This window comes from Nocardioides sp., from assembly GCF_030149505.1.
Classification (GTDB): domain Bacteria; phylum Actinomycetota; class Actinomycetes; order Propionibacteriales; family Nocardioidaceae; genus Nocardioides.
The window spans coordinates 22,460-41,368 of sequence record NZ_JASBRN010000001.1 but is presented as its reverse complement, the minus strand read 5'-3'; the positions used below and the strand labels follow the sequence as shown (position 1 = coordinate 41,368).

The 18,909-nt window shown below is 72.1% G+C and carries 19 protein-coding genes; 6 read left to right on the top strand and 13 right to left on the bottom strand.

The window, feature by feature from the left end; translation table 11 throughout:
- Nucleotides 1–149 precede the first annotated feature (149 nt).
- The 3 genes from Q1V71_RS00210 to Q1V71_RS00200 form a co-directional block, all read right to left on the bottom strand.
- A complete protein-coding gene (locus Q1V71_RS00210) occupies nt 150–1,619 on the bottom strand; it encodes an HNH endonuclease signature motif containing protein (RefSeq protein WP_300639007.1) in 1,470 nt (489 codons plus the stop codon).
- Nucleotides 1,620–1,955: 336 nt separating this feature from the next.
- On the bottom strand, nt 1,956–3,404 hold the full coding sequence (locus Q1V71_RS00205) for an LCP family protein (RefSeq protein ID WP_300639004.1): 1,449 nt from the start codon (nt 3,402–3,404) through the stop codon (nt 1,956–1,958).
- Between the two features lie 118 nt (nt 3,405–3,522).
- On the bottom strand, nt 3,523–3,972 hold the full coding sequence (locus Q1V71_RS00200) for an acyl-CoA thioesterase (protein WP_300639001.1): 450 nt from the start codon (nt 3,970–3,972) through the stop codon (nt 3,523–3,525).
- An 80-nt stretch (nt 3,973–4,052) separates the two neighbouring features.
- Here Q1V71_RS00200 and Q1V71_RS00195 point away from each other — a divergent pair, with 80 nt between their 5' ends.
- Nucleotides 4,053–5,297, top strand: coding sequence for an LCP family protein (locus tag Q1V71_RS00195; RefSeq protein ID WP_300638999.1), 1,245 nt, complete (start codon nt 4,053–4,055; stop codon nt 5,295–5,297).
- A 21-nt stretch (nt 5,298–5,318) separates the two neighbouring features.
- A complete protein-coding gene (locus Q1V71_RS00190) occupies nt 5,319–6,191 on the top strand; it encodes a crotonase/enoyl-CoA hydratase family protein (RefSeq protein WP_300638996.1) in 873 nt (290 codons plus the stop codon).
- Nucleotides 6,192–6,209: 18 nt separating this feature from the next.
- Here the strand turns inward: Q1V71_RS00190 and Q1V71_RS00185 are convergent, their stop codons facing one another.
- The 9 genes from Q1V71_RS00185 to Q1V71_RS00145 form a co-directional block, all read right to left on the bottom strand.
- Nucleotides 6,210–6,995, bottom strand: coding sequence for a sigma-70 family RNA polymerase sigma factor (locus Q1V71_RS00185; protein ID WP_300638994.1), 786 nt, complete (start codon nt 6,993–6,995; stop codon nt 6,210–6,212).
- A gap of 64 nt (nt 6,996–7,059) precedes the next feature.
- On the bottom strand, nt 7,060–7,608 hold the full coding sequence (gene dps, locus Q1V71_RS00180; RefSeq protein ID WP_300638991.1) for a DNA starvation/stationary phase protection protein Dps: 549 nt from the start codon (nt 7,606–7,608) through the stop codon (nt 7,060–7,062).
- A gap of 198 nt (nt 7,609–7,806) precedes the next feature.
- Nucleotides 7,807–9,012 (bottom strand): heparan-alpha-glucosaminide N-acetyltransferase domain-containing protein, encoded by a 1,206-nt coding sequence (locus tag Q1V71_RS00175; protein WP_300638988.1) that lies wholly within the window; start codon nt 9,010–9,012, stop codon nt 7,807–7,809.
- Nucleotides 9,013–9,036: 24 nt separating this feature from the next.
- Nucleotides 9,037–9,552: a 5-(carboxyamino)imidazole ribonucleotide mutase gene (gene purE, locus Q1V71_RS00170; protein WP_300638984.1), complete on the bottom strand. Its 516-nt coding sequence runs from the start codon at nt 9,550–9,552 to the stop codon at nt 9,037–9,039.
- A gap of 4 nt (nt 9,553–9,556) precedes the next feature.
- A complete protein-coding gene (locus tag Q1V71_RS00165; protein WP_300638982.1) occupies nt 9,557–10,714 on the bottom strand; it encodes a 5-(carboxyamino)imidazole ribonucleotide synthase in 1,158 nt (385 codons plus the stop codon).
- 50 nt (nt 10,715–10,764) lie between these two features.
- Nucleotides 10,765–11,076 (bottom strand): winged helix-turn-helix domain-containing protein, encoded by a 312-nt coding sequence (locus Q1V71_RS00160; RefSeq protein WP_300638979.1) that lies wholly within the window; start codon nt 11,074–11,076, stop codon nt 10,765–10,767.
- 146 nt (nt 11,077–11,222) lie between these two features.
- Nucleotides 11,223–12,239 (bottom strand): adenylate/guanylate cyclase domain-containing protein, encoded by a 1,017-nt coding sequence (locus tag Q1V71_RS00155; protein ID WP_300638976.1) that lies wholly within the window; start codon nt 12,237–12,239, stop codon nt 11,223–11,225.
- Nucleotides 12,223–12,738, bottom strand: a complete 516-nt coding sequence (locus Q1V71_RS00150; protein ID WP_300638973.1) for a PH domain-containing protein — start codon at nt 12,736–12,738, stop codon at nt 12,223–12,225. Before Q1V71_RS00150 ends, Q1V71_RS00155 begins: the two co-directional genes overlap by 17 nt.
- 57 nt (nt 12,739–12,795) lie before the next feature.
- The gene (locus Q1V71_RS00145; protein ID WP_300638970.1) at nt 12,796–13,614 is read right to left on the bottom strand and encodes a biotin--[acetyl-CoA-carboxylase] ligase; all 819 of its coding nucleotides are present in this window, start codon (nt 13,612–13,614) and stop codon (nt 12,796–12,798) included.
- Nucleotides 13,615–13,667: 53 nt separating this feature from the next.
- Between Q1V71_RS00145 and Q1V71_RS00140 the strand changes: the two genes are divergently transcribed.
- The 4 genes from Q1V71_RS00140 to Q1V71_RS00125 all read left to right on the top strand — a co-directional run bounded on the left by Q1V71_RS00140 (nt 13,668) and on the right by Q1V71_RS00125 (nt 17,851).
- Nucleotides 13,668–15,275 carry an acyl-CoA carboxylase subunit beta gene (locus tag Q1V71_RS00140; protein WP_300638967.1) on the top strand — a complete coding sequence of 536 codons (1,608 nt, stop codon included), beginning with the start codon at nt 13,668–13,670 and terminating at the stop codon, nt 15,273–15,275.
- Nucleotides 15,272–15,484: an acyl-CoA carboxylase subunit epsilon gene (locus tag Q1V71_RS00135; protein WP_300638964.1), complete on the top strand. Its 213-nt coding sequence runs from the start codon at nt 15,272–15,274 to the stop codon at nt 15,482–15,484. Before Q1V71_RS00140 ends, Q1V71_RS00135 begins: the two co-directional genes overlap by 4 nt.
- A 136-nt stretch (nt 15,485–15,620) precedes the next feature.
- Nucleotides 15,621–17,126, top strand: a complete 1,506-nt coding sequence (locus Q1V71_RS00130; RefSeq protein ID WP_300638961.1) for a glycosyltransferase — start codon at nt 15,621–15,623, stop codon at nt 17,124–17,126.
- On the top strand, nt 17,123–17,851 hold the full coding sequence (locus Q1V71_RS00125; RefSeq protein WP_300638958.1) for a hypothetical protein: 729 nt from the start codon (nt 17,123–17,125) through the stop codon (nt 17,849–17,851). The genes Q1V71_RS00130 and Q1V71_RS00125 overlap by 4 nt, the downstream gene beginning before the upstream one ends.
- A gap of 1 nt (nt 17,852) precedes the next feature.
- On the opposite strand, the gene Q1V71_RS00120 is transcribed toward Q1V71_RS00125, so the two are convergent.
- Complete coding sequence (locus tag Q1V71_RS00120) at nt 17,853–18,881, bottom strand: response regulator transcription factor (RefSeq protein ID WP_300638955.1); 1,029 nt, start codon at nt 18,879–18,881, stop codon at nt 17,853–17,855.
- Between the last annotated feature and the right edge of the window lie 28 nt (nt 18,882–18,909).

Here is an 18,909-nt window from a genome sequence, read left to right as displayed (position 1 = left end):
CAGCCTGCCACGACGGCTGGCGGACACGTCGTACGACGAGTGCGAGGCCTCGTAGCTCGCTCCGTTCGCACCTGGGCCAGCGCCGTCCGGCCGGGGGCGTGCTGGTAGCCCGGCCATCGGGTGGTGGTCGGGCTGCGAGCGGGTGGTGCTCAGAGTGGGGTGGTGCCGTCTGGGTGGACGAGGTAGCGGTGGCCGTGGGGGCTGGTCCAGAGCCAGTGGCCTGGACTGAGTCCGCGGACGGCCCAGGGTCTCCCTGCTGGTGAGGGGTGGGTCTTGGCGCGGTGGTCGTGCCGACAGAGCGGGGCGAGGTTCTCGGTGCTGGTCTGGCCGGGTGGTCCGCCTCGGTCGGGTGGGACGTACTCGACGGTGTGGTCGAGGTCGGCGGACTCCGCGGGCCTACGGCAGTGCGGGAACGAGCACGTCGTCCTGGCAAGCTTCACGCGGGCCGCGATCCGGTCGGGGACCTCGTAGGAGTCCACCGCGACGGTGTCGGCCAGGTCGATGACGGGCTTGACGATGACCTGGGTGCCAGGAACCCCGCACCACTCGCGGATGGTGTCGGCGGTGAGAAGCTGGCGGTGGTTCTCGACGCGGGCGAGGTCGAGGCCGAGCGTGCCGGTGACAGAGTCGACCTGGGGTGCGCCGGTCAGCGCGGCGTCGGAGAGGTGGACGGTCAGGACCACGACCCGGCGGGGTGCGGTGCGCGTGTGGGTTGCGCGGTCTCGACGACGCTCGCTGGCGCTCGCTGCTCGACCATCTTCGGTCGCCTCGGCCTCGGTCGCTTCGGCCTCAGTCCCCTCGGGGTCGGTGTCGGGGAGGGGGTCTTGGCCGCGGGCGAGGTAGCCGAGGGCCTTGGCGCGGCGGACGGCGAGGGTGTCGGTGGAGCCGTCGGCCAGGAGTTGGTGGGCGATGTGGCGGATGGCGTGCTCGAGGTCTTCGGCGTCGGCTCGGTCGAGCAGCCCGTCGGCGGTGACGGCGGAGGCGGTGCCGACCGAGGTGGCGGGGGTGGCGAGGTCGAGGTCGAAGTAGAGGTTGGCGCGGGTGTCGCACTCGGCGACCTCGACCGACTCTGGGTCGAACCGGGCGGATGCTTCGAGGACGAGGCGGTCGACGGTGACGGGGCCGGCGGTGTGGATCACGTGGGCGATCTGGGCGTCCACGAACGCCACGGCCTCGGCGGAGAGGCTGCGGGTGGCTTGAGCCAGGCGGCGTACCCGCCAGGCGGTGACCTGCCCGGCGAGAAGTCGGGCCCAGACCTTGGGGAGGCGGTGCTTGGCCTCCACGACGTCGCCGACCAGGAGGCGGCCGGACTCACGCGTCCGGCCGAGCGCGGTGGACAGCTCGGTGACGGCGAAGTCGGAGACCTCGGGGGCACCGGCACCGGCCAGCTCGAGCATCGTGTCGGCGCCGGGCATGCCGAACCGGGACACCCATGCCGACTCCGCGGCGTCGTAGGCGTCGTCGTCGGGGTGGGAGTAGGTGCCGTACAGGTCCGGCATCAACGCACCCGTCGTGTGGGCATCCGCCCACTGCGCGACCCCGATCAGCAGCTCGCGGGCCGCGTCGTCCTCACGCGCCTTGGCGGCGCGGATCGCGTCGAGGAGGGGGCTGGTGGACATGGTGAAAGTATAGTCGAACACACGTTCGAAAAACAGTGTTTTCCCAGGTCAGACCCACTTTTTCACGACATTCTTGCCGTCCGATCGAAGCCCGCCCGAAGCGAGCACCCCAGCGCAGGGCGACATCGAGGCAAGCGCAACCAAGAAGCCCAGGTGGCACCCACGGCGAGCACGCTCTCCTCAAATTCAGGAGCTGCTGCGGCGCGAACGCGCCACGACCCACCAACGGCGACCCGGGGAGCAACCACAGGAGACGGCAGGGCGAACGGCGTACCCGGTCTCGACGACGGCTCGCTGGCGCTCGCCTCGACCAGCGGTGGGGGCCGCTGACGCCTCTCAGCAGGCGGCGGCCAGGTCCCCGGCCTTGTTGGCGGCGTAGCCCTCGGCGAGCGAGCCGACGGAGCCGCCGGTGACGGGCGCCTCGGAGACCTTCTTGCCGGCCTTGTCCGAGGGCGCCTCGGCGGTGCCCTCGGCCTTGGCGATCGCGTCGGCGACCTTCCGGTGCACCAGGTCGATGTCCGGGTCGGCGGTGTTCACCATCGGCGGGACGATCGAGAGGGTCGAGATCTTCTGGCCCCGGGCCTTGAGGGCCAGCTCGAGGAAGGTGTCGACCTCGGAGGCCGGGACGTTGGTGGAGATCAGCTCGGACGAGGCCTGGGCGATCGACTGGAAGTTGCGCAGGGCGACGCTGGGGCTGACCTGCTGGAGCATCGCGTTCATGACGCACTTCTGGCGGGCCATGCGCGAGTAGTCGTCGGAGTCGTAGCGGGCCCGGGCGTACCAGAGGGTGTCGAAGCCGGACAGCTTCTGCACCCCCGGCTCGATGTAGTGGAAGAAGTCGTCCTGCGGGAGCCCGACCGGGATCGGCTGGCGGACGTTGAGGGTGATGCCGCCGACCGCGTCGACGAGGTCCTTGAAGCCCTCGAGGTTGACCATCGCCCAGTAGTTGATCGACAGGCCGGTGATGCCCTCGACGGCCGAGACGGTCGCGTCGACGCCGGGGTGCTCGCTGTCGCCGAACAGCTCGACCTGGTCCTCGGCCCAGGTGCTCACGCCGTTGAGGTAGTCGACGTCGAAGCCGTCGGGGAACTGCTCGGCCATGACCGAGCCCTCGGCGAAGGGGAAGTTCTGCATGTTCCGGGGCAGCGAGACCAGCACGGTACGCCCCGTCTCGGCGTCCACGGAGGCGACCGTCAGGGAGTCGGGTCGCATGCCCCAGCGCCCCGCGCCGGAGTCACCGCCGAGGAGCAGGACGTTGAAGCGGCCGGCATAGGCCCCGACGACCTCGTCGGAGCCGAACATCGTGAGCATGAGGTCGCGCTGCACGCCGACGACGTGGGCGCCGAAGAGCAGACCCCCGGCGACCGAGAGGCACAGCAGGCCGTTGACCCCCACCACCGCGCGGCGGTGGGCCAGGCCGAGGCTGAGCGGCTGGCCGAGCCGCCAGGCGTCCATGAACAGCAGCGCCCAGCCGACGGCCCCGACCAGCAGCGCCAGCCGCAGCAGCAGCAGGAACCACGGGGTCGAGCCCAGCGTGAGGGCGAGACCGTGGTCGAGGGCGACGGCGACGCCGCCGAGGAGGACCAGTGCCCAGCTCGTCAGCCACACCCGCAGGGCCAGCAGGCCGACGCGGCGGTTGCCGCCGGCGACCAGCTGGGCCGAGCCGGGGGCGAGCAGCGTCATCGCCATCAGCGACAGGGCGCGGCGGAAGCGGATGCGCGCGGCCCGCTCCGCCACGCTCGTGCGGGGAGCGGCCTGCGACCCGGGGGAAGTGACGGGTGGCATGACTGGGAGTATCACCAGTCACAGGCGTCACAGGGTCTCGACACGCGGGTCGCGCCCTCGTTCCTCGGTCGCGCCGCTCGCTCGACCACCACCAGGAGGTCCGCTGGCGCGTCCCTCCTCAGGCGCGCCGACCTGCGTCGATCTCGGTCTTGCGGGCCAACCGGTGCGCCCGGCGGATCTCGGCCTCGCGGTAGCGGCGCAGGTCGTCCTTGGTCTCGGGGACCAGCGGTGGGACCTCCCGCGGGCGGCCCTCCTCGTCGATGGCCACGAAGACGAAGTAGGCCGACGCCACGTGCAGCCCGTCGGCGCTGGGGTCGTTCCACGGCTGGGCCTCCACGCGCACCCCGACCTCCATCGAGGAGCGGCCCGCCCAGTTCACCCGCCCCATCGTGCGGACGATGTCACCGACGTGCACGGGCGCCAGGAAGACCATCTCGTCCAGCGCGGCCGTGACGGCCGGCCCTCCGCTGTGCCGCTGGGCGACCGCGCCGGCGGTGGAGTCGGCCAGCTTCACGACCTCGCCGCCGTGGACGTTGCCCAGGAGGTTGGCCATGGGGGCGTGAGCCATGACGGCGAGCGAGACGCTCGAGAAGGCCGGGGACCGAGGATCGAGTGTGGCCACAGCCAGGCACGGTAGCGTCCCGCAGCATGACGGAGCGTCCCCCCACCGGTGGTGCCGGCGGAGAGAGCAGCAAGCCCCCCTACGACTGGCTGTACGGGCAGGGCGGTGCGTCCGGCGCTGCGGACGACCCCGACGCGACCCGGCGGATGCCGGTGCAGCCGCGCTCGGGCTCCTCGGTCCCCCCGCCCGGCCAGCCGGCGGGCCCGGGCCGTACGCCGTCGCCCGCACCGACCCCCGCACCCGCGCCGACCCCCGGCCCGACGCCCGCGCCCGGTCCTGGCCGCTCCCTTCCCCGCCCGCGGCTGCGCCGCCCTCGCTTCCGGTTCCGCTACGTCTTCCTGGTGCTCGTGCTGTGGCTGGCCTTCCTGGTCGCGGTGCCGATCTACGCCTGGACCCAGATCAACGAGGTCGGTTTCGCGCCCGGCGGAGGCGACCGCCCCGGGGAGCAGCCCGGCACGACGTACCTCATGGTCGGCAGCGACTCCCGCGCCGGCCTGACGCCCGCGGAGCGCAAGAAGTACGGCACCGGCAACGCCACGGGCCAGCGCACCGACACGATCATGCTGCTGCACACCGGGTCCGGCCCCAACCTGCTCATGTCGATCCCGCGCGACTCGCTGGTCGAGGTCCCGGGCTACGGCACCACCAAGATCAACGCCGCCTACGCCTTCGGCGGCCCGCAGCTGCTCACCCGCACCATCGAGAACAACACCGGCATCCGGGTCGACCACTACGTCGAGATCGGGATCGGCGGGTTCGTCGACCTCGTCGACGCCGTCGGCGGCATCGAGATCTGCCCGAAGATGGCCATGAAGGACCCCCTCGCCAACCTCGACGTGAAGAAGGGCTGCCAGGAGGCGGACGGCCCGACCGCGCTCGGCTACGCCCGCTCCCGCAAGCTCTACACCGGCCTGGGCGACGTGCAGCGAGCGCAGGCGCAGCGCGAGGTCGTCTCGGCCGTCGGCGACGAGGTGCTCTCGCCGTGGTCGGTGCTCAACCCCGTCCGCTACTGGAACCTCAACATGGCCGCGACCGAGACCGTCGAGTTCGGCAAGGGCATGTCCCCCCTCCGGGCCGGCATGTGGGCGATGGCGATGACCCGGGTCAACGGCGAGAACGGCCTGACCTGCGGGGTGCCGATCAGCGACCTGTCGGTGCGCTGGGACGCCGAGCGGGCACCGCGGATGTTCCAGGCGATCATCGACGACGACACCGGGCGCCTGGGCGAGCAGCTGTGCTCCCCGTCCGGACTGCTGAACCCGCCGTCATGACCCGGATGACACGATGACCGCGTGACCTACGAGACCCTCCGCTGGGAGGTCGACGCCGACGGCGTGGCCACCCTGACGCTGCACCGTCCCGACGCGCTCAACGCCTTCGACCTGACCATGGCCAGGGAGCTGGAGCAGGTCTTCCGCACCGACGCGCGCGCCGACGACGTCCGCGCCGTCGTCGTCACCGGGTCGGGTCGCGCGTTCTGCGCGGGCATGGACCTCTCCGCCGAGGGCAACGTGTTCGGCCTCGACGAGACGGTCCGCCCCACGCCCGAGGAGTTCCGGGCGTCCTACGACGAGCCGCCGTACGACGCCGGCGTCCGAGACACGGGCGGCAAGGTCGTGCTGGCGATCCACGCGCTGCCCAAGCCGGTGATCGCCGCCATCAACGGACCGGCCGTCGGGATCGGCGCCACGATGACCCTGGGCATGGACCTGCGCCTGGCCTCCACCAAGGCCCGGATCGGGTTCGTCTTCGGTCGGCTCGGCATCGTGCCGGAGGCCTGCTCGACCTGGTTCCTCCCGCGGCTGGTCGGCCCCCAGCAGGCCCTGGAGTGGATCTACTCCGCCGACGTCCTCACCGCCGAGCAGGCGCACGCCGGAGGACTCCTGCGCTCGGTCCACGAGCCCGACGAGCTGCTGCCCGCCGCACTCGGGCTGGCCCGCTCGTTCGTGGTCGACCGCTCCCCCGTGGCGTTGGCACTGGCCAAGCAGATGGTCTACCGCAACGGTGCGGCCGCGCACCCGCTCGAGGCGCACCTCTCCGACAGCCTGGCGATGTACTGGACCTCGATCGGCGACGGCAAGGAGGGCGTGGCGGCGTTCCTCGAGAAGCGCCCGCCCCGCTTCACCCGCAAGGCGTCGCAGGCACCACGGATCTACCCCTCCTGAGCAGGACGGGCGGTCGGCTCAGGCGGCGTCGAGCGCACGGCGCAGCCGGGCCAGCAGCCCGGCCAGGCTACGCGAGACCTGCTCCTGGCTGAGACCGACGACCGCACCGATCTCGGCCTGCGTGCGGTGCTCGAAGAAGCGCATGCGCAGCATCGTGCGCTCGCGCTCGTCGAGGGCCTCGAGCAGCGGCTGCAGCGCCACCCGCGCCTCGGCGGAGGCGTACGCCGGGTCGTCGGCGCCCAGCGTCGAGGTCGGGGAGGTGTCCTGGACCGGGTGCGGCGCGTCCAGGGAGACCGGACGGAAGCACCCGGCGGCGTCCTGGCACTCGCGGACCAGCGACTCCGCGATGCCGAGGTGCGCGGCGATCTCGTCGCTGACCGGCTGGCGGCCCAGGCGCTGGAGCAGCTCGGCCTCGGCGACGACGACCTCGGCCTGCGCCTCCTGCACCGAGCGGGGCGGGCGCACCACCCAGCCGGCGTCGCGGAAGTGCCGGCGCAGCTCCCCGCGGACGGTCGGGACGGCGAAGCTGAGGAAGTCGTGGCCCAGCGTGGCGTCGAAGGCGCGCACGGCCTTGACCAGCCCGAGGCAGGCGACCTGGTCCAGGTCGTCGGCGGCGAGGCCACGGCCGTGGTAGCGGCGGGCCAGGTCGAGGGCCACGTCGAGGTGCAGGCGCACGACCTCGTTCTCGTAGCGCTCGCGCACGGGGCCGGAGCTGGCCCGCGCACGGAGCAGGAGGCGAGCGGCGTGGGTACGCCGTCTCGCCTCGGTCATGGCCGGGGTGGCCCGCGGCCGCTCCTCCCCCATGCGCCGATCGTGGCACGACGGGGAGGAGCGGACGCGGGAATCCCGCAATCAGGTACGCACCGGCTCAGCCAGCGGCGCGCGCGGCCTCCTGCTCGGTGGCGGCACCCTCCGTGGAGAGCGACCCCGAGGAGTCCTCGAGGTGGGCGCGGACGAACCAGTGGAAGAGCTCGAGCTTGTCGGTCTGGGCGATGAACATGTCCTGGGTCACCAGGTCGAGGTCGTCGAGCTCCTTGATCGCCTCGCGGTAGCTCGTGATGACGCCCTGGTAGACGAGGTCCAGCGCGCCGAGGTGCTCCTGGGTCGTGGCCCGGCCCAGGCTGTACTCCGTCCAGCTGCGGTGCTCCACGAGGGCACCCGGGGTGCCGACCGGGGAGCCGCCGAGGGTGGCGATCCGCTCGGCGAGGTCGTCGGCGAAGCCGCGGACCTCCTCCACGTGCGGGTCGATCATCTCGTGGACGGAGATGAAGTGCGGGCCGACGACGTTCCAGTGCACGTGCTTCAGGGTCAGGTGCAGGTCGTTCGCGGCGTAGAGCCGGTCCTGGAGCAGCTCGACGACGCGCACGGCGTCCTTCTCGTCCAGGCCAGGGGTCGTGTACTTCAGCTTGGTCGTCATGCCAAGGGTGTTACCCCGCGACACGCACGGCCTACCCACCCCTCCGGGGGGCGGGGCCGGCGCCGTGTGGGGGGCGGCACCGGCCCCGCCCGGTGGTGGTGCAGCAGGACCCGCCCACGTGGGGGGCAGGTCGACGGGCCCTGCTCCGTGGCCCCGTACCCGACGGTCCCCGGCCCATGCGCCGGCTCCGGCAGCTGTCTAGACCCGGGACCGCGCCGCGGTACGGCGCCGGGGCCGCACCGCCCGTTCGACCAGTCGCGCGGCCGCCGCCATGGCTGCCTCCGCAGGCCCGCGACGCCCCACCAGCGCCAGCGCGGCGCCGAGCAGCACGACCACGGCGTACTGGACCGCTGTGCCGCGGTCGTCCGGGCCGGGTGGGAGCAGGTCGGAGGTCATGAGGACGTGCAGCGTGTAGAAGGTGAAGGTCGCCGCCCCCGCGCCGGTCAGCACGGCCAGGGCACGGGTCGTCCGCGGGCCGAGCAGGCGCACCAGAAGCAGGGCGGCGACGGTCACCGCGACGGCGCTGCCACCTGTGCGGAGCAGGTCCGGGGTGGTGCTGGAGTGGGGCGCGGAGACCAGCAACCACTGCCACGCACCGTCGACCGGCGTCTGGCCGAACATCCCGCCGTCGATCTGGCGACGGATCTCGACCAGCGTCGCCTCCTGGTCCCGGTCCAGGAAACGGTAGAGGTCGCGGTCCAGTGCCCGGGCCACCCCGTCACGGGCCAGGAGCCGGTCGGAGACGACCTCGGCCAGGACGGCCGTGGCCGCCGCGGCCGAGCCGACCAGCGCCAGGGTGCGCGAGCGCATGCCGCGCAGGTCCGCCCGGCCCAGGGCCATGCCGATCGCGAGGTAGGCGGTCCACACGAGGACCGGGTAGTAGCCGGTGAACAGGACCTCGGAGACCAGCAGGGAGGGCTGCTCGAGCTGCGAGACCGACGGACTGTCGAAGCCGCGCGGCGGGAGCCCGGGCCGCAGCCACCACAGGAGCACCGGCGTGACCAGCGCCAGGGCGGCGGCGAGCAGCGCGAGGGCACCCGCCGACCAGCCCACGACCAGCAGCCCGAGCGCCAGGAGGACGGCGTAGTTGACCAGGATGACCGCGAGGCCGGAGTCGACCTCCCCCAGCACCAGCCCCACGGCGCCCAGGAGCAGGAACCGGGTCAGCAGCCCGGCGGAGCGGGCCAGGCGCTCCCCACCCTCCAGCGGCCGCGGACCACCCGTCGCGAGCGAGAGGCTGACCCCGGCCAGGACGGCGAAGAGGGCCGAGGCGCGTCCGGAGAAGACCTCGGCGACCCACGTGGGATCGCCCGCCTCCGTGCGCGTGGCCAGCAGGTGCGTGGCCATCATCCCCAGCAGCGCGCACCAGCGCGCGACGTCGATGCCGACCAGGCGCGGGGACACGGCGGGGACGAGGCTGCCCGGGGCCTAGAACCCGAGCCGGCGCTCGGGCACGGCCTCGCGCCGCACGACCTCGCCCTTGGCGTGCGCGGTGTCCTTGAGCGAGGCCTGGAACTCCACCATCCGCCGGCGCAGGTCCGGGTCGGAGGCGGCCAGGATGCGTACGGCGAGCAGCCCGGCGTTGCGCGCGTTGCCGATCGCGACCGTGGCCACCGGCACGCCTGCCGGCATCTGGACGATCGAGAGCAGGGAGTCCATGCCGTCGAGGTACTTCAGGGGCACCGGCACGCCGATGACCGGCAGCGGGGTGACCGCGGCGAGCATGCCCGGCAGGTGTGCCGCTCCCCCGGCACCGGCGACGATCACCGACAGCCCGCGCTCGGCCGCCTGCTCGCCGTAGGCGAGCATCTCGTGCGGCATCCGGTGCGCGGAGACCACGTCGGCCTCCACCTCGACGTCGAACTCGCGGCACGCCTCGGCCGCGGCACGCATCACGGGCCAGTCGGAGTCCGACCCCATCACGATGCCGACCTGCACTGTCATCAGTTCACTCGCTCTCGTCGCCGAGGTCGCCGCGGAACCACGCGGCGGCGTGCCGCGCGCGCTCCAGGCAGTCCTCGAGGTCCTCGCCGTAGGCGTTGACGTGGCCGACCTTGCGGCCGGGGCGCATCTGCTTGCCGTAGAGGTGCACGCGCAGGTGCGGGTCGCGCGCCAGGGCGTGCGGGAAGCCGTCGTAGAGCCGGCCGACCTCGGGGTGGGGGCCACCGAGGATGTTGACCATCACCGTCCACCGGGCGCGGGGCGCCGGGGAGCCGAGCGGCAGGTCCATCACCGCGCGGAGGTGGTTCTCGAACTGGGAGGTGACCGCGCCGTCCTGGGTCCAGTGCCCGGTGTTGTGCGGACGCATGGCCAGCTCGTTGACCAGGATCCGGCCGTCGGTGGTCTCGAAGAGCTCCACGGCCAGGATGCCGGTCACGCCGAGCTCGCCGGCGACCCGCAGCGCGAGCGCCTGGGCCTGCCCGGCCAGCTCCTCGTCGAGGTCGGGCGCGGGGGCGACGACCTCGTGGCAGATGCCGTCGAGCTGGGTCGAGGCCACGACGGGGTACGCCGCCGCCTGGCCGCTCGGCGAGCGCGCCACGAGCGCGGAGAGCTCGCGGCGGAAGTCGACGAGCTCCTCGGCCAGGATGCGCACGCCGGAAGCAGCCGCGGCCTCGAAGGCCTCGGTGCAGTCCTCGGGCCCGCGCACGACCCAGACCCCCTTGCCGTCGTACCCGCCGCGTGTGGTCTTGAGGACGCACGGGAAGCCGAAGGCGACCACCTCGTCGACATCGGCCACCACGGCGTGGCGCGGGCAGGGCAGGCCAAGCGCCGAGAGCCGCTCGCGCATGACCGCCTTGTCCTGGGCGTGGACCAGGGCCTCGGGACCCGGGCGCACCGCCAGGCCCTCGGCCTCCAGGGCGTGCAGGTGCTCGGTGGGGACGTGCTCGTGGTCGAAGGTGACCACGCTGGCGCCGGCGGTCGCCCGGCGCAGCACGTCGAGGTCGCGGTAGTCACCGACGGTCTGGTCGACGATCACCTGGGCCGCCGAGACGCCTTCGGCCTCGGCGAGCAGCCGCAGGGGCAGTCCCAGGGCGATGGCCGGCTGGGCCATCATGCGGGCGAGCTGACCTCCGCCGACGACGGCGAGCACGGGCGAGTCGGGCACGCGGCAAGCCTAGGGGTCCCGCGGGGGCGGGCGGGTCGGGGGCTCAGCCCTCAGGCGGCGGGCGAGGACTTCTCGAAGCGCAGGCCCTTGCCCCGGATCGTGGTGATCAGGTGCGGGCGCCGCGAGTCGTCACCGAGCTTGCGGCGCACCCAGCCGAGGTGGACGTCGATGGTCTTGGACGAGGTCCAGAACGAGGTGTGCCACACCTCGCGCATCAGCTCGTCACGGGTGACGACCTCGCCGGCCCGGGTGATCAGGGCGTGCACGAGGTCGAACTCCTTGCGCGACAGCGTGATCTCCTCACCCGCCCGCCACGCGCGACGGGTGGAGGGGTCGATGCTGATTTCCTGGACCTTGATCACGGGGTAGATGGTAAAGACTTCAAGTGACTACCCGGTAGGACTTGCTGGGATCTGACAGTGACCTCTTCCTGCCAGTCTTGGACGAGGTGGTCCGACCTGGCCCGTTCGGGCGACACCTTGTGGCCACCACCCGGGTCCGGTGTGCCTCAGTGCCGGCGTACGGCGAGGGGCTCGACGATCCCGAACCCACGGACCGGTCGCGCGGCCATGCGGCGGGTCTCGAACTGGTCGGCGGGCAGCAGCCCCGCCGTGGCGGCGTCGATGATGATCCGGTTGCGACGGGCCACGTTGGTGAGCCGGGCCGCCATGTTCACCGGCGGGCCGAAGACGTCGCCCAACCGCATCACGACCGGGCCGCTGGCCAGGCCGACGCGCACGTCGGGCATCCGCTGGTCGCGTCCGATGACGTTGATGATCCCCTCGGCGGTGTCGTAGGCGCGGACGGGGTCGTCGTTCACGAAGAGCACCGAGTCCCCGATGCTCTTGATGATCCGGCCGCGCTGGGTGGCCACGACGTCGGCGCAGCGCATCTCGAACAGCTCGACGAGGTCGCCGATCCGGTCCTCGGTGAGGGTGTTGGACAGGGCGGTGAACCCGACGATGTCGGCGAAGCCCACGGTCAGCTCGGTGACGTGCAGGTCCTCGTCGTCCTGGCTCGCGAGCGCCTCGATCCGGCCGGCCGCGGCCGCGAGGTGCCGACGCCAGGCGTAGATCAGCAGCTCCTCGAAGGGTCGGGAGAACTGCTCGACCAGCCGGACGGCGGTCTCGACCCGGGTCACGCCCTCGGAGTCAGCGGTCATCTCCTCCACCCGCTGCACCAGCGAGGAGATCTCCCAGTCGGCGAGGCGCGCCATCGTCTGGCCCAGGGCCCGGGTCAGGTTGACGGCCAGGTCGAAGTCCAGCAGCCCCTCGTCCATCACCCCGCGCAGCAGCCTGATCGCGTCCGCGTCGGCGCTGAGGAAGGCGGGGGTGTCGTCGGGGTACTCCGGGAAGCCGAGGGCACGCCACAGCCGACGGGCCTGGTCGCGGGTGACGCCCGCGGCCTCGGCCATCTGCGGCGCGGTCAGCTCGGGCAGCCCGCCGAGGATCGCCCGCTCGAGGTCACCGGGCTGGGGGTCGATGGGAGGCCCGCTCGCGGGCTCGGGCTCAGAGCCCTTCGTCACGACGCTCCCCCCGACCGTGGATCTCGTGCAGCAGGTCGCCCAGGCGGCGCTGGGCGTCGGCCACTCGCGGGATGTCGGGCAGCGCCACCGAGCCGTGCGTGCTGGCGTCGCTGATGACCAGCGTCCCGCAGCCGAGCACCCGGTCGAGCAGGTGCAGCTCGATCGCCACGTCGCTGATCCGGGTCAGGGGGATGTCGTGGCCACGGCGGGTGATGACCCCGGTGCGCGTGATGAGCCGCCGGTCGGTGAAGGCGTACACCGAGGTCAGCCAGTCCAGGAAGGGCCAGACCGAGAAGCGCAGGACCCCGACCGCGACGAGGGCCCACACGACCCAGGCCACGACCGCGCCCGCACCGTCCTCGGTACGGGCGTCCACGAACGTGCCGAGCGCCAGCAGCAGCACGAGCAGCAGGACCGGTCCGATGAGGACCTTCGGGTGGGTCCGCGTGGACACCACGACCCGCTCACCGTCGTTGAGGAGCTTCTGCGAGATCGGCACGGCCCGATCATGGCACTGATCGACCCCTCCCGGCGCGGGTCGTGCGGCGCTGGTCCCTCAGGCAGGGCGCACGTGCACGACGTCGCCCGCCGCCACCGCCACCTCGGGTCCACCGCCGCCAGGGACCACGACCAACCGTCCGTGCTCGTCGATCCCCGTGGCGCGACCCGACAGGGTGCTGCCGTCGGGCATCGCCACGTCGACGCCGCGCCCGAGGGTGGAGCAGACCCGGGTCCACGACTCCCGCAGGTGGGCCGTCGCCGGGCCCTCCTCGCCGGCCTGCCAGGCGTCGTAGGCCTCCATCAGCCCCTGCACGAGCGAGGCCAGCAGGTCGGTGCGGTCGGGCACCGGACGCTCCGGACCCGACTCCACGAGCAGCGATGTCGCGGTGGGGACGGGGAGCTGCTGCTCGGTGAGCAGGACGTTGAGCCCGATCCCCACGACCGCGGCAGGGCCGGAGGGCCCCTCGACCCGCTCGACCAGGATCCCCGCGACCTTCCGCTCGCCCACGAGCACGTCGTTGGGCCACTTCAGCGTGGCGTCGTACCCGGCCGCGCGCAGGGCCTTCGCGATGGCGTACCCCGTGAGCAGCGGCAGCCACGGCCAGCGGTGCGGCGCGACCTGCGGCCGGAGGAGGACCGAGAACGTGAGCGCCGAGCCGGCGGGCGTCTCCCAGGCACGGTCCAGCCGGCCGCGGCCGGCGGTCTGGTGCTCGGTGACGACCACCAGCCCCTCGGGCGCGCCGGCGAGGGCGCGCTCGGCCACGACGGCGTTGGTCGACGGGGTCGCGGGGAGCACCTCCACGCCCAGCGGCGCCAGCCTCGCGGGGTCGAGGGGGTTGTCGACAGGTGGGCGCTCGCCCGGGTGGTCGGTCACGGGCACTAGATTGACGCACCGACGTACCGACGGACCAGAGGAGAGCCGCACCCGTGAGCGCAGCGCCGGACGAGACCCCCGAGATCGACATCCACACCACGGCCGGCAAGCTCGCCGACCTGGAGCGTCGCCTCGACGAGGCGGTGCACGCCGGGTCGGCCAAGGCCGTCGAGAAGCAGCACGCGAAGGGCCGCAAGACCGCCCGCGAGCGGATCGAGATGCTCTTCGACGAGGGCTCCTTCGTCGAGCTCGACGAGCTGGCCCGCCACCGCTCGACCGCGTTCGGCCTGGAGAAGACCCGCCCCTACGGTGACGGCGTCGTCACCGGCTACGGCACCGTCGACGGTCGCCAGGTGTGCGTGTTCTCGCAGGACTTCACCGTCTTCGGCGGCTCGCTCGGCGAGGTCTACGGCGAGAAGATCGTCAAGGTCATGGACCTCGCCATCAGGACCGGCAGCCCGATCATCGGCATCAACGAGGGTGCCGGCGCCCGGATCCAGGAGGGCGTGGTCTCCCTCGGCCTCTACGGCGAGATCTTCCGCCGCAACGTGCACGCCTCGGGCGTCATCCCGCAGATCTCGATGATCATGGGCAACTGCGCCGGCGGCCACGTCTACTCCCCCGCCGTCACCGACTTCACGGTGATGGTCGACCAGACCTCGGCGATGTTCATCACCGGACCCGACGTCATCAAGACCGTCACCGGCGAGGACGTCTCGATGGAGGACCTCGGCGGCGCGCGCACCCACAACACCAAGTCGGGCAACGCCCACTACATGGCCTCCGACGAGGAGGACGCGTTCGAGTACGTCAAGGCCCTGCTGTCCTACCTCCCGCAGAACAACCTCGACGAGCTGCCCGTCTACCCCGAGGACCCGATCCTCGAGATCACCGACGAGGACCGAGCGCTCGACACCCTCATCCCCGACGGGGCCAACCAGCCCTACGACATGCACGACGTGATCACCTCGATCCTCGACGACGGCGAGTTCCTCGAGGTCCAGGAGCTCTTCGCGCCCAACCTGATCATCGGCTACGGCCGGGTCGAGGGCTCGCCCGTCGGCGTCGTGGCCAACCAGCCGATGCAGTTCGCCGGCACCCTCGACATCGACGCCAGCGAGAAGGCCGCCCGCTTCGTGCGGTTCTGCGACGCCTTCAACATCCCGGTGCTGACCTTCGTCGACGTGCCCGGCTTCCTGCCCGGCACCGACCAGGAGTGGAACGGCATCATCCGCCGCGGCGCGAAGCTGATCTACGCCTACTGCGAGGCCACCGTCCCGCTGGTCACCGTCATCACCCGCAAGGCCTACGGCGGCGCCTACGACGTGATGGGGTCCAAGCACCTCGGGGCCGACATCAACGTCGCCTGGCCGACCGCCCAGATCGCGGTCATGGGCGCGCAGGGCGCGGCCAACATCATCCACCGCAAGACCCTCGCTCAGGTCGAGAAGGACGGTGGAGATGTCGAGGCCAAGCGCGCCGAGCTGATCGACGAGTACGAGACGACGCTGGCGAACCCCTACGTCGCCGCCGAGCGGGGTTACATCGACGCGGTCATCCAGCCGCACGAGACCCGGGTCGAGGTCATCCGGGCGCTGCGGCTGCTCAAGACCAAGCGGGCCAGCCTGCCGGCCAAGAAGCACGGGAACATCCCGCTGTGAGCGAGGAGAGCACCCCGCTGCTGCGGGTGGTGAGCCCCGGTGCCACGCCCGAGGAGGTCGCCGCGCTCGTCGCGGTCCTCTCGGCGCTCGGCGGCGGTCAGCCCGAGGCGCCGCGGCCGCGGTCGCAGTGGGCAGCCCCGCACCGCGCGGTGCGCCGCACGCTGCCGCACGGTCGCGGCGCCTGGCGCGCCAGCGGGCTGCCGCACTGAGCCTGGACGTCGCTCCTGCCCTTGAGCAACACTTGCGGCAATCTTGAGGCAGGACGGCGACAGGTCTTGAGGTCGGTTCGCCACGATGGTCGACAGGTGCCCGCACACGCGGAGCACCCGCCGACAGGAGCATGACGTGAGCGACGACACCAGGCTCGACCAGCACCCGGGGGCCGACCCCTGGGCGCCGGCCCCGCCCGCGCCGCGGGTCCCCGACTACGTGCAGCGGCCCGACCCCGGGCTCGAGGCGTACGCCGGGGAGTTCCTCGACGGCCTGGACTCGATCCCGACCTACCGGCCGACCGTCGGCTGCATCATCCCGGCCTACAACGAGGCCGAGACCATCGCGGGCGTGCTGGACAGCCTGCTGCAGCAGACCCGGCTGCCGGACGTGATCCACCTGGTCGTCAACAACACCACCGACGAGTCGGTCGAGATCGCCAGCCACTACGCGGGCCCGCACACCCGGATGACCCCCAGCGGTGAGCAGCACACCGTCATCTACGTGCACGACATCGGCAAGAACCCCGAGAAGAAGGTCGGGGCGCTCAACTACGGCTACTCCCTGGTCGAGCACATGGACTACCTGCTCGGCGTCGACGGCGACACCACGCCCGAGCCCGACGCCATCGAGCACCTCGTCAACGAGATCGCCAGCGACGACCGGATCGGCGGTATCTCGGCGGTCTACTCGATCGACGACAGCGCCTTGGACAGCTGGTGGGAGAAGTTCCTCATCGCCGGCCAGCGTGCGCAGTTCTCCGCCTTCAACATGCAGAACCTGCTCAAGGGCCGCAACATGGCGGTGCTCGGCGGGCAGTTCTCGATCTTCTCCACGCAGGCGCTGCGCGACGTGATGCGCGACAGCCACCAGCGCACCCCGTGGGTCAGCGACTCCGAGGTGGAGGACTCCCTGCTCTCGCTGCAGATCAAGTCCGCCGGCTACCTCACCAAGATCTCCGCCCAGGCCCGGGCGCACGTCGGCGGCATGACGACGCTGCGCTCGCTCGACGCCCAGCAGGTGAAGTGGAACTTCGGTGCGATCGACCTGATGTGGCCCGGCCAGCGCGGCGACACCCGCGGGCAGCCCTTCCACCCGAACCTGCGGCTGCGCTGGTTCGAGCACATGTCGATGGTCCAGAACATGACCACGCGGTTCCTGTTCATGGTGCTGCTGGCGTGGTCGCTGATGTTCGACGCGTTCGTCTTCAGCCCGCTGTGGCTGATCCCGCCGCTGGCCGCGGTGTGGCTCAACGTCCGCGTCGCGCACTCCATGGAGTTCCGCAACAAGCGCGACTACCTCTTCGCGCTGCTCGTGGTCCCGGCCGAGGCCTACATGTTCACGCGGATGGGCCACTTCGTCCGCGCCTGGTACAAGTTCTTCAGCCGCCAGCAGACCGACAACTGGGCCGCGCAGGCCAAGGCCGAGCGGGGCAAGGGCATCGCGTGGATCTACCCCTTCGTCATCGCACTGGTCATCTACGCGCTGCTGCTCGCGGGCTGGCAGCTCGGTCCGCTCGACGCCGCGGCGAAGTCCGACATCCTCTACGTCGGGTGGCGCGTCCTGGGCGTGCTCACGGTGCTGCAGACTGCGTGGATGATCATTAAGGCCAGCAAGCGCTACCGGGGGTACAAGGCATGACGTCCCGCACCGTGCGCGGCCGAGTGGCCGCGCGGACGACCGCGCTCGCCCTCGTCGGAGCGCTCACCCTCACCGGCTGCGGCCTCTTCGACGGCGGGTCCGAGCCGGTCCCGGCCGAGACCGACGCCAGCCCCCTGGAGCGGGTCTACGACTCGCAGTTCACCCGCGACGGCACGTTCCAGAGCCACATCGAGGTCGACGGCGCCAAGGACGTGGACTTCGTCTACACGCTCTACCCCACGAAGTCGACGCCGCGCACCAACGAGTGGTACCCCCGCGGCAAGAAGTTCTTCTCCTTCACCTTCCAGGCCTACGACCTCGCCCAGGGGCTGCGCGACCCCTTCCGCACCAAGCGGAAGGTCTACCTGGAGAGGATCCAGGTGACCTCGCGGACGATCACCAGCGGAGGAGGCCGCACGGAGCGGCCCTACGAGCTCGACGCGGAGGCCCGCCGGATCACCTTCGACCCCGAGCCGCTCTCCACGCGGTACGGCATGCTCATCACCTCGCCCAAGGGCGCCTTCGAGCTGCGCAACCAGGCCATCCGGGGCACCGACCCCGACACCCGGGGCATCGACCTGATGTTCACCGCGACGGTGTGGATCGAGACCGCCGCCGGCAGCGGGCGGTTCATCGAGCGCACGGTGGAGCAGACCGTGCCGATCGCGATCTTCGAGTCCGACGAGAAGACCGAGGTCGCGGACATCCCGGTGAACGCGAACTGAGCTAGAGCGCCTCGGCCAGGCGGTAGCCCACGCCCCGCACGGTCTCGATGAACCGCGGGTTGGTGGAGTCGTCGCCGATCTTGCGACGCAGGTTGGCGATGTGCACCTCGACCGAGCGCTTGTCGGCCTCGTTGACGAAGTACGACGTCACGTACTGCTGCCCGCGCATCGTGAGCACCAGGTCGGCCTTGGAGCGGACCCGCCGACCGGTGCTGAGCAGCGAGGCCAGGAGGTCGAACTCGGTGCGGGTCAGCTCCACCGCGGCACCGCCGACGGTCACCAGCCGGGTCTCGGCGTTGAGCGCGAGGCCGTTGAACCGGACCCACGACCCGTCGGCCGACGGGCCGCCCGGGCTCGGGGGCACCGGCGGGACGGGCTGACCGGGCACGGCCGTGGGACCGGCGTACGTCGTCGCGGGCTCGGGCTGGGCCGGGTGGACGGGCTGCACCGGCGCAGCGGGCTGGGCCGGCGCCGCGCTCGGCGGCAGGTGGTCGGGGACCGCGCGGGCGTGGGCGCCGCCGGTGCGCGGCGGGGGGCCTCCGGCCTCCTCCACCAGCTCGCGGGCCGCCCGCGCGGCCCAGGACTCCTGGGCCGGGGCGACGGGCGCGGCAGCGGGCGCGGTCGACTCGGGGCCGCTGCCCACGTCGAGCCGCTCGCGCGGACGGCGCAGCATGGAGTCGGCCCGCGCGCGCAGCTCCCGGGGTCGGAACGGCTTGACGAGGTAGTCGTCGGCCCCGGCCTCGAAGCCGGTGACCACGTCGATCTCCTCGGCGAGCGCGGTGATGAAGATGAGGTAGGTGTTGCTGAACTCGCGCAGCCGCTTGGCCACCGCGAAGCCGTCCATGCCGGGCATGTTGACGTCGAGGGTGGTGATGAGCGGGTTGTGCTCGCGCACCGCCTCCACGCCCTCGAAGCCGTCCTCGGCGAGCACCGTGCGGAAGCCGGACTGGGTGAGCACCACGTCGATCAGGTCGCGGACGTCGGGATCGTCCTCGATGATCACCGCAGTCCAGTCGGAGTCGCCCACCATGCGCGGGAGCCTATAGCAGCAGCGGGGC